Source organism: Proteus sp. fly-1067 (assembly GCF_040139345.1).
Classification (GTDB): Bacteria; Pseudomonadota; Gammaproteobacteria; order Enterobacterales; family Enterobacteriaceae; genus Proteus; species Proteus vulgaris_B.
In genome coordinates, this window is the sequence record NZ_JBEEUL010000002.1 from 40794 (window position 1) to 55262 (window position 14469).

The following is a 14469-nucleotide window of genomic DNA, read 5'->3' on the forward strand; positions in this document are numbered from 1 at the left end:
GCGTGTTATTGCCAAAACTCTTTTGATGCATCAAAGAACGCTTTCCACTCTTTACTATTTCTTGCGCGTTCTCTAGCTACATTGTCCATGTAATAACGAATACGTTTAATATCATCAGCATTATCTTTTAATACAACCCCGATTAATTGGCGCGCAATCGCACCCGCATTCATTACGCCATCACCTAAGTAATGTGCTTCTAATGCACAAGCATAAGCAATATTGACCGCTTCTGCGGTAGACATAACCGCATCAGGGGTTTTGATATTACCGCCATCTTTTGTATTACCTGAACGCAATTCTTGGAAGGTGGTTACCAGCAATTCCACTACATCAGCAGGTACAGTCACTTCATTGGCTAAAGAGCCTAATTCATTTTCTAACTGTGATTGAATTAAGCTGATTTCAAATGCCGGATCACGAATGGGCTTTACAGTTTCGAAATTAAAACGACGTTTTAATGCAGCAGACATCTCGTGGACACCGCGATCACGTAAGTTTGCTGTACCGATAAGGTTAAACCCAGGTTTTGCACTAATACGCGCACCGTCACCCATTTCGGGGATCATTAACTGTTTTTCTGACATCAAAGAAACCAGTACGTCCTGAATTTCTGGAGGACAACGGGTTATCTCTTCAAAGCGAACAATTTTACCTTGTAACATACCTTGATAAAGCGGCGATCCCACTAAAGCGCGTTCTGTTGGGCCTTCTGCTAATAACAACGCATAGTTCCATGAGTACTTGATGTGATCTTCTGTTGTGCCCGCAGTACCCTGAATAGTTAGTCCTGAATCACCACTGATGGCAGCTGAAAAAAGCTCTGAGAGCATTGATTTTGCTGTACCTGGCTCACCAACTAGCATTAAACCTTGCTTGCCTAATAATGTGACAATTGCGCGATCAACCAAGGCATCGTCGCCGAAAAATTTAGGCGTGATACCTAATACATCATCACCTAAAATAAATTGGCGTACAGCACGAGGAGAGCGAAGCCATCCTTGTGGTTTAGGATTATTAACATCTGCTTTTGTTAAACGCTCTAGCTCTTGAGCAAATCGAACCTCAGCACTTTCCCTGATTGCTTGTTGTTCCGTGGGTGCTTTTTTAGCCATATTCTTTCCTAGTTATCCCTAATTATTACCAAGGTGTTTTCTTTTCCCATTCAGGATCGAATCCTGCACAAGCTTCAGCGATTTTTAGATAATCAGCATAGCTTTCTGCTAATAAAATTGGCGGAACTTCTTTTAGCTCAATATTATTGCGATCCCAGTAATCTTGCTGATTTTTCTCAAAACTTAAATCAAATAAGACCGCAGGGATGTTTTCTTCTGGTACATAGCTACCACTGAAACCGATATTTACATAGTAGTTTAAACTAGAGAAGAATTTGTAATAGTGAGAGAACGAACCACCATCTTCAGCTGGCCCACGTTGATAGCCCATTTTGGTTAAAATGCCACGTAGTGTGAAGGTATCAGTGATCCAACCTTTTCTATCTTCAATCTCAGTCAGTTTTAGATCTAACTCAGGGATTTTATGTTCCATTTGTGAGAATAAGAACTTCACTTTGTAATCTTTAAAGTGAGCAATCCATGCTTTACGTTCATCTTCATTAACTAATGCCGCGTGGGCTAATTGAATAAATGAGTCGTTTTGTAAAGTGACTTCGTCATCTTCAAGGTTAAGTAATGCGCCATCATCAGAAGGGCGGAACGTATTGATCACTTCGCCATCTTTTACTTCCTGCCAAACTAATTGTTCAATTAATTTATGCATAATTGGGTGAGCTAAAATATATTCCTGCCAATCTGCGCTTAACCATTGACGTTGAGCACACATGGCTTCATATAAACGCACACTTTGTAATTCAATAACTTGTTTAAGTTCTTTTTTACTTGAAGTGAAAAGTTTTTTCGCTTCTTTAATCAACTCTGCATCATCATTTTTGCGCGCGGCAGGTAATGCTTTAACTTCTTTACCTTCTGGATTAAATAGAACAAGCTTTTGTTTTGCATCCATTTTTGCGGTAAAGATACGCTCACCATATTCCAGCACTAATGTTCCGGTATCATCAAAACCTGCGGTTGGAATAGTTCTATCGGCTAATTCATCAGCACTCCAGCCATTACGCTCTGCGATTTGCGTAACTAAATTACGGGCCTTTTCCTGAACAGATGCAGTGCGATAGCGACGAGATAACGAAAGAAGAAGCTGAATGATAATAGGATCATTGCTTGAAGCAACCGCATCAATCATCGCTTCAATTTGAGCACGGCGCTGATAATGATCGCGCATATAGTTGCGCAATACAGATACCGCAACATGGCCTTCAATTCCGCAGATAAGCGCAAGCATACCTTTATCACTGATTGCTGAGCCTAAATAACGACGTAATACCTCGTTTTTAATCTCTTCAACCACTTGTTCTAAAGTGAAATTTTCATATTTAGCATAATATTCAGGATAACGTTTAGCCCAGTTTTGATAATTACTTAAACGCCCCGGCGCTTCACGTTGTGCTTCTACCATCGCTTCTTCCAGTGATGGCCCTTTAATATCCTGAGCAACGAAGGTATGTAGAATAAAACTTGAAAGTTTATGTTGGCTATCGGTAGAAAGCAGTCCGATATAACGTTGCAATAACGCGTTGCCTCCTGGCATTTTTAATTTTACTGCCAGAATAATCCACCAACGGATAATCGCGGGATCAACCGCTTTTTTATTTTCCCATGTGAGTGCTGGGATTGCCTCAAAATTAAACCAAGCAAGGCTTGCTGGTGCTTTGGCTTTAAGGCCTTTTTCAGCTTCTGCTAATAACGTTTTTGGCGATAAGTAGCCTGAAATGTCTTCACCTAATTGCTCTAATGCAGTGAGTAAAGAGGCTCGAACTACTTCGCGTTTCTCTTTTTTCAATAAGGCATTAAGTGCAGGTAAGGAATCCGGATTATTTAAGCGAGCTAACCATTCAATGGCTGTAACACGGATCTCTTGTTTACTAGAGGTTAATCCTTCTTGTGCACTTAAATGAATATTAGGTAGTGTTTCTAATAATTTTTGTGCAGAAACGCGGTGTGTTTTATTTTCACCTAATGCCAATTCCATGATGCGTGGAACAAATTGTGCAGGAATTGTTGGGAAACGACCTAATACTTCAATACCTTGTGATGTTTCAAATTGGCGATAGCGATGTTCACTTTGGTTTGGCATTAAGTTTAGTGCTTCTGCAATATAATCAGTATGTTGAGAGAAAAAAGGCCAAACTTGTTCTGGTTTACGAAAACGACGTAAGCCATCTTGATAAGATTCTAAGCATAGTGCGGCGGTGATACGGGCTGCGCGTTTGAAGCTACATCTTTCTAATGCATTTTCAACTTGTCGTAATTCAATATCACTAAATAAACGCTCAGGAATATCGCCATTAAAGTAGTGAGAAGAAAAGTGATCGGCATGTTGGCGGTTGTTGGTTATCACACGCACAGCATGGAAGAATGTGTATTCTGGTAAATTAGGAATACGATTTTTGTGTTTAATAATTAGGATTTCATTCGACTGAATAGTACCTTGCCCGCTGTTGAGTTTATCAACTAATGCACGACATTGTTTTTCATCGATTTTAGATAAATCTTTATAATGACGTTGTGCCCAATTATAAGAGTGCTTCGATGTTTTATTTTCTTCAATTTCGCGTTCAGCATTTTCTTTCGCTTTAGCTAACATCTCATTGAAGTTACTGACCATAATATCACGGGCACTATCGGGTAATGGAGTATCTTCTAATGGCGTAAAATCAGGCGCTTCGATGGCATCAACGGTGTTTGCGTTATCAGCAACGCTAAAACGTTGTAGGGCACTTTCAATGCTCTTGATGACTGCTTTTGAGGTTTCATGTTTTAATGCTTCTTCAAGTACATCACGGTTTTCACCTTGGCGAGCAAATAAATCAGCTGCTTGTGTACGTTGTTTTGGCGTACCATTCATTAAAACATGGGTTAAATTTTCTTTTACAATTTTAGCCGGCAAGGTATTCAAAATAGGTTCTGCGGCTTTTTTCACTGTTTTTAAACTGCTGGTGGCAAGTAAAACAATAATATCTGCAAAGGTATCGCGTAATATCGTATTTTTATTTAGATAGTTAATTAGCTCAACTAAACCATTTGCTGAAAGTTTTTCAATTAATTCTGTTCTAATAAACTCTTGATGTGAAAGCAGATAATCTTTTAAATCATGGAGTTCATAAATACGCTTAAGATTAGAAGCATAATATTCAGAGATATCTTTTCTATCGAATACCGCGAATAATGCATTTTCACCTGCAATATTGGCCTCTGCTTCGGCCATTTTGGCGATAAATTCCATACTCCAATGTTTACGATGCTCTAAATTAAGATTACGTGCATTATCATAAGTGGTGTAAAACGCATCAACTAACAGGTAAATAACCCAAGTTGGCACTTCAGTTGTTGTTACTTTGATATTGATATCTTGGCATGCGGCTGCAATGACTTTCGCATAACGAGCAACTTGTTCTAAGGAAAAGCTTTCGCCAACTTTAGAGTAGAGTTTATGGCGGGCATTAAGACCTTGGGTGATAACTTTACTATATTTTCCTGTATCAATATTACTGGCATACCACCATTCTAATGTTCCTGCACGATGAAAATAAACGGCTGCTTTTGCTGCATCTAGTTTATTTAATTCAAAAAGAATTTCAGGGTTTTTACCTGTAAGTACATAATCTAATGCACGTTTAGGTAATCCTTCATCAAATATAGCAAGCAGTACAAGAGATTCTTGGAGATATTTCTCAGTAATATCGACGTCTTTTTTCCCAAAAATAGGAAAAATGTCTAAGATTTTTTTTATCACGCCAGTTCCTTAAGCTATGTATGGATAAACAGTTTTTTTTACCATGAAATAGCGAAACGAACAATTTGATTATTACAGTTGGGATCGTGGGCAAGATATATCATTTGTTAAATTTATAGATATAAACGCTAAAAAAGCTAACCTAGCTTTATTAATATTCAATTCTGCAATATATAAAACACTATATCAGGAAAAAGTGCTGAAAATGAAGAAGTGATAATAAAGGCATTTTTTGTGGTATTTAAAAAATTTAAGAATTGTCTGTTTAATAAAGTAAGCGTTAACCCTTAGCTAAACTGATTGAAAATTAACAGCAAAAAATGAAGCTTAATTCTGCTGGAAAAAATCCCGTACTTTTTATTTAGTACGGGATAAGAAAATCATCAGTGAATAGTGTTTACCAAGGTAGCTTCTTTTCCCAATCAGAAGAAAAACCCGCGCAAGCATCTGCGATTTTTAAGTATTCCGCATAGCTTTCTGCTAATAAAATAGGTGGAATATTTTTGATAGCTAATTGATGCCTATCTAATCCACTTTGGCGACCTTTTTCAAAAACTAACTCTAATAATGCGACAGTGACATTTTCTTCAGGTACGCAGTTACCACTAAAGTTGATAATGACACTGAGATCTAAGCCAGAAAAATATTTGTGATAACAGTTATAAAATCCAGCATCTTCTACTGAGCCACGTTGATAGCCTAATTTTGTCATTGCGCTTCTTAATGTATAGGCATCTGTTAACCAACCTTTTTTCTCTGCGATCTGAGTTTGTTTATCTTCTAATATTGGCATGTCATGTTCTAATTGGGTGAATAAAAACCTTACTTTGTAATCTTGAAAATGTGCTAACCATGTGTGTTTTTCTTCTTTATTTAAAAATACGCAATGTGCTAAACGAAGAGATGAATCACTTTGTAATGTAATTTCTTCATCTTCAATATTTAATAAAGCACCATCATTTGAAGGACGAAATGTATTAATGATTTTATCATTCTTAATTTCTTGCCAAATTAATCGCTCCATTAATTTATGCATAATCGGATTAGCTTGAAGAAATTCTTTCCAGTCAGTGCTTAGCCATTGGCGTTGAACGCACATTGCTTCGTATAAACGTAATGTCTGTGATTCGATAATCTGTTTTAACTCTTTTTTACTTGATGTGAAGTGTTTTTTTGTCTCTTTAATTAGTGTGCTGTCATCACTAACGCGAGGAGCTGGTAATGCTTTTATCACTTTGCCTTCGGTGTTAAATAGGACAAATTGCAGTTTGTCGTTAATTTTTGCAGTAAATGTGCGTTCACCATAATCTAAAGTCAGTACACCTGAGTCATCAAGTCCGGCAGTTGGTATGGTTCTATCTGCCAGTTCATCTTCAGTCCAATTATTGCGTTGGGCTATTTGGGAGATTAACTGTCGTGCTTTAGTTTGAATAGGTGCTGCACGATAACGGCGAGAAATAGAAAGTAAAAATTGAATAATGATTGGGTCATTACTTCCACCAATAGCGTCAATCATCGCTTCTATTTGTGCTCGGCGTTCATAATGGTCACGCATATAATTTCGCAATAAAGGTACAGCAATATGCCCTTCAATTGGAAAAATAAGTCCTAACATCCCTTTTTCTTTAATTGCTGACATAGATGCTGAATAAGACACTCCTGAGCTTAAGTAAATTCTCTCTTCTGATGGCGTATCAACATCTTGAGTAATAAAGGCAATTAATAAGAATTGAGCCAGTGTTTGTTGGCTTTTCAAAGAAAGCAAATTGATATAACGGTGTAATAATGCGTTACTCGCAGGGAGCTTTAATTTTACCGCCAATACTATCCACCACTGAATAATTCTTGGTTCAACAGTTTTATTATTTTTCCATGTTAGTTGAGGGAGGGTGTTAAAATCAAACCACGCTAAATTATCAGGAATTTTATTTTTCAGGCCAATTTCAGCTTCTGCCAATAACATTAATGGATCGAGATAATCTGATATATCTTCGCCAAAATGTTCGAGTGCAGTAATTAACAGAGTCCGAACGACCTCATCATTTTCTGTTTTTAATAAAGTGGCTAAAGCGGGTACGGCATCATGATTATTGAGTTCAATTAACCAATTTATTGCAATAATTCGAGAGTTTTTTTTCTTTGAAATTAGACCTTCTTGAATAAATAAGTGAGGCTCTGGGAGTTTTTCAATAAGTTTTTGTGCATCAAAGCGATAAATTTGTGTATCACCTAAAGCCAATTGTAATATTTTAGGAACAAATTGCGATGGAATAATAGGATAGGTTTCTAGCACACGAAGGGCATTATCAAGGCTAAATTGATCGCTCTCACTACTGCCTTGATTTGGGATAAGCTTTAATGCTTCAGCAATATATTCTGGGTGTTGGTAATAAAATGGCCAGATTTGTTCAGGTCGTAAGAACTCTTCTATGCCGTATTGTCCAAGGAAAAAATCAGCAACAATACGTGAAGCATTAGGGTAATTTCGTTGGATCAGAACTTCTTCAATATGACGTAATTCAATATGTTCAAAAATATGGGCTGAACCATAATCATTAATAGTATAACTGGAAATATATTTCGATGAAGGATCGTTATCTAATGAGCGAATAAGATGAAAAAGGGTGAACTCAGGTGAGCTTGGAATGCCATTCTTATAGGTAATGATCTGACAGTCAAACTTATTTAAAATACCGTTACTTGAATTAATCTGAATAAGAATGTTTTTTAAGCTACTTTCATTATATTGAGAAAGCGCATCATAATTTTCTTGAGCCTCTTTATAAACAAATGAAGAGTGTTTATTCCATTTTTTCTCCTCAATTGCTTTTTGCTTCATTTCTTTTAATAGTGCTTGATATGAGGTGATAATTATCTCATATGCCCTATCAGGCAAAGGTGTGTCTTCTAATTGAATTAATGCTGGTATCTCAATGGAATAAAGATTATTTTCGTTACTAAATTGTGCTAGTTTTTTGTCTAAATTCTTTTGTGCCATGCTTATTCCATTTGCCATTTTTTATCCTTATTCATTTTTAATTTGTTGATGTTGCTCCTTTTGAGTTTATATAAATATCACAAAATAAAAAGAACCTCTTATGGATATAAGAAGTTCTTTCGAATTTATTATTTTGTCGTTTGACGAGAAAAAGAGAGTAGCAATGAACCTAGACTACAAATTAGTAAGGTGATGGCTAGATCTTGTCCCCACCCTGCAAGTGCAAGTCCACCACCAATTAACAAATAGTAGAACAAGCCTAATAATGCCCCCGCAGTGCCTAAACGATCTTTATACTGTGCTAATGCTGTGGCTAAGATATTTGGAATAGCAATGCCATAAGCAATAACGCTCGTCATCATTGGAATAATAAAGCTAATGTGGTCACGTAAAAAATAAACACCCACAGCACTGACTAATGCAATAAAGCTAGCAAGTAAAACTAATTTTCCACATGACCAATGACGATTTAATAATGCTTTATTAATATAAGAGCCAATACCGACACCTATTGCTAATACAATGCCACTATATCCAAAGGCGCTTGCACTATAACCTTGTTTATCAAACATAAAAGGTGCTAACTGATAATAAGCAAAAAGGCTGATATTAAAAAAGGCAATTAATAATACTGTTTTAGCAATTTGCTTATCCTTAAGCATTTTTATTGCAGTTTCTCCTAATGGAGCTGTTTTTATTGTTTCAGGGCGACTTTCAGGTAAAGCAAAAGTACTCCATAACAGTAAAATCACAGCTAGGAGAGCTAGACCACTAAATACGCCTTGGTAACCTGCATAGCTGACTAATAATGAACCACTTAACATACCTATTGCTGGACTTAATGCGATAGCGGCTCCCATAACTGAGAATACTTTTGCTAACTCATCACCATTATAAACATCACGCATAATGGTTTGTGTGCCAACTGAGCCTACCGCAGCACCAAAAGCGGAAAGCATGCGTAATCCAAGTAATACTGAAAAATCTTGTGTCATGAAAACACTAAGACAAGCAATAGCATAAATAAACAATCCAGCTAACATTGTCGGACGACGACCAATGACATCGCATAACCGACCCCATATAATGACCCCTAATGCAAACGCAAAGAAATAGAGCGAAAGTGTTTGTCCAGCCTCGTTTGCACTGACATGAAAGCCGTTTGCAATATTAGTAAGTGCTGGGCTATAAATGGTCTCTGCAATTTGTGGAAACATCATTAACGCAATTGCTAACCATAAAGAGAGTTTTTTGTTCATCTTTTTATCCTACATCCTTAAATCTTGATGAGCAGAATACAGAGATAATGAATGTCTTGTTATAAAAATAAAGACATATTATATTTCAAATAGGACAAGTAATGGCTTGGCTTAATCAATACGACCACTTTGTGCCGGAAGAGCATCTTGCATCAGTTGTGGGTATTGCAGCAGAAATGGGAAAGCACGATTCAGGATTTCATTCTCATGATAGAGGACAATTATTATTTACGCAGTCAGGATGTATGCGAATTACTTTAGCCTCTCGAGTTTCTGTTTTACCTCCCATGAGAATTGCGTGGATCCCCGCAAAGTTAGAACATCGAGTCGAAATGTATGCCTCTGTGGGATATCGCTCTGTTTATATTTCCGATAAATATCATGATAAATTTCCCAGTGAGAGTGAGATATTTACGCTTTCTCCTCTTTTGCGAGAAATTCTTGAACGTATTTCTGTGGCTGATTTTGATACACAATGGGAAGAAGGGCGTTATGCGAATCTATTAGCTGTTTTCTTTGATGAAATTACGCAGGCTCAACGACAACCCAATCATTTATTTATGCCGAAAGATAGGCGATTAAAGCGTTTATCATTTGATGATTTGCCTCCAGCATTACAAGATATGGCGAAATATGTGGGAGCGAGTGAAAAAACGATCACACGTTTATTTTATAAAGAAACAGGTTTAAGTTACCAGCAATGGCGTCAACAATGGCGATTAATGAAAGCCATTGAATTATTAGCAACTCATCATCGTTATATAGATATTAGTCAGATTTTAGGATTTGCCAGTGACAGTGCCTTTATTACATTTTTTAAGAAAATGACAGGTCAGACACCACAAGAATATTTAAAAAGCTGATTAATTTTTAGTAAATAAAATTATAAAGCCCCGATTTAAACGGGGCTTATCAAGATAAATAATTAATAGAATTCAATTATTTCTTTTTAATTTCACTTTTGAAATCGCGCTCATCATAACCAGTATAAAGCTGACGAGGTCGCGCAATTTTCAGTCCATCTTCGTGCATTTCATTCCAGTGAGCAATCCAGCCAATTGTACGTGCAATCGCAAAAATAACAGTAAACATATTGGATGGAATACCTAACGCTTTAAGGATAATACCAGAGTAGAAGTCTACGTTAGGGTACAGTTTTTTCTCAATAAAGTACGGGTCGTTTAATGCGATGCGTTCTAATTCCATTGCCACTTCAAGTAAGCTGTCATTGAGATTTAATTCTTTTAACACTTCATGACAGGTTTCACGCATAACTGTTGCACGAGGATCGTAGTTCTTGTAAACACGATGACCAAAGCCCATTAAACGGAAGGAGTCATTTTTGTCTTTTGCACGTTTAATGAACTCAGGAATGTGTTCAACTGTTTTGATCTCTTCTAGCATACGTAAACATGCTTCGTTCGCACCGCCATGAGCAGGTCCCCAAAGTGACGCGATACCCGCGGCGATACAGGCAAATGGATTTGCACCTGAAGAGCCTGCGGTACGTACTGTAGATGTTGACGCGTTTTGTTCGTGATCAGCATGAAGGATGAAAATTCTATCCATAGCACGCTCAAGTACTGGATTGACAACATATTCTTCGCATGGTGTTGCAAACATCATATGCAAGAAGTTACCCGCATAAGAAAGGTCATTCTTTGGATATACAAAAGGTTGACCAATAGAATATTTGTAACACATTGCTGCCACTGTTGGCATTTTGGATAATAGGCGATAAGCCGTTATATCGCGGTGAATCGGATTACTGACATCCAATGCATCATGATAGAACGCCGCTAAAGCCCCTGTTACACCACACAATACAGCCATTGGGTGAGAGTCACGACGGAAACCATTGAACAGGCGGGTGATTTGTTCATGGATCATCGTGTGACGGGTGACAGTTGTTTTAAAATTATCGTATTGCTCTTGGGTCGGTGCTTCACCGTACAGCAGGATGTAACAAACTTCTAAGTATGTTGATTCAGTCGCTAATTGCCCGATAGGGAAACCACGGTGAAGTAAGATACCGTTATCACCATCAATAAAGGTGATTTTTGACTCACAAGAGGCGGTTGAGGTAAAGCCGGGATCATAGGTGTAATAACCTTTGGAGCCGAGAGTACGAATATCAATAACTTTGGAACCGAGTGTAGGGGATAGAACGTCCAAGTCTACAGATGTTTCATCAATCGTTAGCTTAGCTTTGTTATCAGCCATTTATAATCTCCTTAGCGCTTATATGTCTCCTAACAAAGTCGAGGGTATCTCCATAAAGAATAAAGATGCACTTCGATAGTGAAACTATAGTTGATGTAAGGTACCCAGTCGGGTTTTATTTTATGCCCGTCATATCTAGGTCTATAGTGTGTCACTTATGTTAAGGAGCTTTTGATGTTATGTTTTTTTAGGTGCTTTTTTATGCAATGCACTTAGAATTAGTACTGACAACACTTTTACATAAGTTTGAGGTTTCTGGAAGCGTGTTTGCGCACAAAAAAAACATAAACATTAAAATTATGCGTTAAATGTAATAAAAATGTTGTACGTGTGTCAAAAATGATAATCATTTTTGCATCAGATATATTAAATAGTGATCCCTCTCACTGTTCGAGGCAAATGTCTGGCACACAAGTTGTGTGGTAATTGTAATAAGTTTGTGAAGCACTTATACTGCGCGCAGGTCTCCGGAACCTTTGTTGTATGGAGAACCAGCGTAACGAATCCACAATTTTTGTAAAATAGACGGATTTAACATTTTACTTAAAATGTGCCTTTGTACCCCATTCGCTGTTTGATTTCCATCCAGGTCCGGAGGAAGGAAAAATTATAAAAGCTGTGTGGGCATAAATTGTGAAAAAACAAAGACCTGTCAATCTGGATTTACAGACGATACAGTTTCCACTCCCTGCTATCGCATCGATCTTGCATCGTGTCTCTGGGGTTATCATGTTAGTCGCAGTTGGCATTTTACTGTGGTTACTTGGCACCTCTCTCTCTTCTCCTGAAGGTTTTCAGCAAGCTGCTGAAATAATGACTGGCTTCTTCGCAAAATTTATTTTGTGGGGCATCCTGACAGCATTGGCATACCATATTTGTGGTGGTATTCGTCACATGCTAATGGACTTCGGCTTTATTGATGAAACCTTGATTGTGGGTCGCAATTCAGCGGCTGCATCTATGGTTATTACAGTAATTTTATCAATATTGGCGGGGGTATTAGTATGGTAAGTAATTCTTCTACTTTAGGCCGTACTGGCATACAGGATTGGTTATTTCTGCGTGCCTCAGCCATCATCATCGTTTTATATGTTCTTTATCTTGTGGGTTTTATTGCAACCACAGAAATTACCTATGAAGTATGGCGTGGGTTCTTTAGCTCATCCCTAACCAAAGTGTTCACCATCTTGACGTTGCTTTCTATTCTTATCCACGCGTGGATAGGCATGTGGCAAGTGTTAACGGACTATATTAAACCGCTGGCATTACGCCTGACTTTACAACTGATTATTGTTGTTGCGCTGTTGGTTTATCTTATTTATGGAACAATTGTGGTGTGGGGTGTGTAATGAATCTGCCAGTAAGAGAGTTTGATGCCGTTGTTATTGGTGCTGGTGGCGCGGGTATGCGTGCCGCTTTACAGATTTCCCAAATGGGTTTGTCTTGTGCACTAATTTCTAAAGTTTTTCCTACTCGTTCTCATACTGTTTCAGCTCAAGGCGGTATTACCGTTGCGCTAGGTAATACTCATGAGGATAACTGGGAATGGCACATGTACGATACAGTAAAAGGTTCCGATTATATCGGAGACCAAGATGCAATCGAATATATGTGTAAAACTGGCCCTGAAGCAATTTTAGAGCTGGAACATATGGGACTACCATTTTCTCGCTTAGATGATGGCCGTATTTATCAACGTCCGTTTGGTGGTCAGTCTAAGAACTTCGGTGGCGAACAAGCTGCGCGTACTGCGGCCGCTGCTGACCGTACTGGGCACGCACTATTGCATACCCTGTATCAGCAAAATTTAAAAAATCATACAACTATCTTTTCAGAGTGGTATTCACTGGATCTCGTGAAAAACCAAGATGGCGATATTGTTGGTTGTACTGCAATTTGCATCGAAACAGGTGAAGTTGTTTATTTCAAAGCTAATGCCACTATTTTAGCCACAGGTGGTGCAGGCCGTATTTATCAATCTACGACAAATGCACATATCAACACAGGTGACGGGGTTGGTATGGCGGTTCGCGCAGGTGTTCCTCTGCAAGATATGGAAATGTGGCAATTCCACCCAACTGGTATTGCGGGTGCAGGTGTGTTAGTGACTGAAGGTTGTCGTGGTGAAGGCGGATATCTGTTGAATAAAGACGGTGAACGCTTTATGGAACGTTATGCGCCAAACGCTAAAGACCTTGCTGGTCGTGATGTGGTTGCACGTTCAATCATGATTGAAATTCGTGAAGGTCGTGGTTGTGATGGCCCTTGGGGTCCTCATGCGAAATTGAAACTCGACCATCTTGGTAAAGAAGTCCTTGAATCACGTTTACCAGGTATTCTTGATTTGTCTCGTACATTTGCACACGTTGATCCTATCAAAGAGCCAATTCCAGTTATTCCGACTTGTCACTATATGATGGGTGGTATTCCAACAAAAGTGACAGGCCAAGCCATTCGTGTAAATGAGAAGGGCGAAGATGTTGTTATTCCTGGACTGTTTGCTGTCGGTGAAATTGCTTGTGTATCTGTTCATGGTGCCAACCGCTTAGGCGGTAACTCACTGTTAGACCTCGTTGTATTTGGTCGTTCAGCAGGGGTTCACTTAAAAGAATCTCTGATGGAACAAGGCACGATGCGTGATGCAAGCGAGTCGGATGTTGATGCAGCATTAACACGCTTAAATCGCTGGGAAAACAATCGCTCTGGTGAAGATCCTGTTGAGATCCGTAAAGCACTGCAATCTTGTATGCAACATAACTTCTCGGTATTCCGTGAAGGTGATGCAATGGCTAAAGGCTTAGAAGAACTGAAAGTTATTCGTGAGCGCTTACAAAATGCACGACTGGATGATAATTCAAGTGAGTTTAATACACAGCGTATTGAGTGCTTAGAATTAGACAACCTGATGGAAACAGCTTATGCCACTGCGGTGTCTGCAAACTTCCGTACAGAAAGTCGTGGAGCTCATAGCCGTTTCGATTTCCCAGAGCGTGATGATGCGAACTGGTTATGTCATACATTATATCAACCGCAAACCGAAACAATGACACGCCGTGAAGTCAATATGCAGCCAAAACTGCGTGAAGCCTTCCCACCAAAAGTGCGTACATATTAATTAGC

At 38.4% G+C, this 14469-nt stretch carries 9 protein-coding genes; 4 read left to right on the forward strand and 5 right to left on the reverse strand.

Features of this window, described 5'->3' with window-relative positions; all coding sequences use genetic code 11:
• Positions 1–5: 5 nt before the first annotated feature.
• From ABN217_RS04805 to ABN217_RS04820, 4 genes are all read right to left on the reverse strand, one after another.
• Positions 6–1115 carry an ATP-binding protein gene (locus ABN217_RS04805; RefSeq protein WP_196553426.1) on the reverse strand — a complete coding sequence of 370 codons (1110 nt, stop codon included), beginning with the start codon at positions 1113–1115 and terminating at the stop codon, positions 6–8.
• A 25-nt stretch (positions 1116–1140) separates the two neighbouring features.
• The gene (locus ABN217_RS04810) at positions 1141–4869 is read right to left on the reverse strand and encodes a DUF4132 domain-containing protein (RefSeq protein ID WP_196553425.1); all 3729 of its coding nucleotides are present in this window, start codon (positions 4867–4869) and stop codon (positions 1141–1143) included.
• Between the two features lie 397 nt (positions 4870–5266).
• Complete coding sequence (locus ABN217_RS04815) at positions 5267–7885, reverse strand: DUF4132 domain-containing protein (protein WP_349459136.1); 2619 nt, start codon at positions 7883–7885, stop codon at positions 5267–5269.
• A 110-nt stretch (positions 7886–7995) separates the two neighbouring features.
• The gene (locus tag ABN217_RS04820; protein ID WP_349459137.1) at positions 7996–9126 is read right to left on the reverse strand and encodes a multidrug effflux MFS transporter; all 1131 of its coding nucleotides are present in this window, start codon (positions 9124–9126) and stop codon (positions 7996–7998) included.
• Positions 9127–9227: 101 nt separating this feature from the next.
• Here ABN217_RS04820 and ABN217_RS04825 point away from each other — a divergent pair, with 101 nt between their 5' ends.
• The gene (locus tag ABN217_RS04825) at positions 9228–9989 is read left to right on the forward strand and encodes an AraC family transcriptional regulator (RefSeq protein WP_072070207.1); all 762 of its coding nucleotides are present in this window, start codon (positions 9228–9230) and stop codon (positions 9987–9989) included.
• A gap of 76 nt (positions 9990–10065) precedes the next feature.
• Here the strand turns inward: ABN217_RS04825 and ABN217_RS04830 are convergent, their stop codons facing one another.
• A complete protein-coding gene (locus tag ABN217_RS04830; protein WP_349459138.1) occupies positions 10066–11349 on the reverse strand; it encodes a citrate synthase in 1284 nt (427 codons plus the stop codon).
• Positions 11350–11979: 630 nt separating this feature from the next.
• On the opposite strand from ABN217_RS04830, the gene sdhC reads away from it, so the two are divergent.
• Genes sdhC through sdhA form a run of 3 tightly spaced genes read left to right on the forward strand, consistent with a single transcriptional unit; the run spans position 11980 to position 14464 of the window.
• Positions 11980–12360: a succinate dehydrogenase cytochrome b556 subunit gene (gene sdhC, locus ABN217_RS04835; protein WP_129586864.1), complete on the forward strand. Its 381-nt coding sequence runs from the start codon at positions 11980–11982 to the stop codon at positions 12358–12360.
• Positions 12354–12698 (forward strand): succinate dehydrogenase membrane anchor subunit, encoded by a 345-nt coding sequence (sdhD, locus tag ABN217_RS04840; RefSeq protein ID WP_006537664.1) that lies wholly within the window; start codon positions 12354–12356, stop codon positions 12696–12698. Before sdhC ends, sdhD begins: the two co-directional genes overlap by 7 nt.
• The gene (gene sdhA, locus ABN217_RS04845; RefSeq protein ID WP_072070206.1) at positions 12698–14464 is read left to right on the forward strand and encodes a succinate dehydrogenase flavoprotein subunit; all 1767 of its coding nucleotides are present in this window, start codon (positions 12698–12700) and stop codon (positions 14462–14464) included. The genes sdhD and sdhA overlap by 1 nt, the downstream gene beginning before the upstream one ends.
• Positions 14465–14469 lie beyond the last annotated feature (5 nt).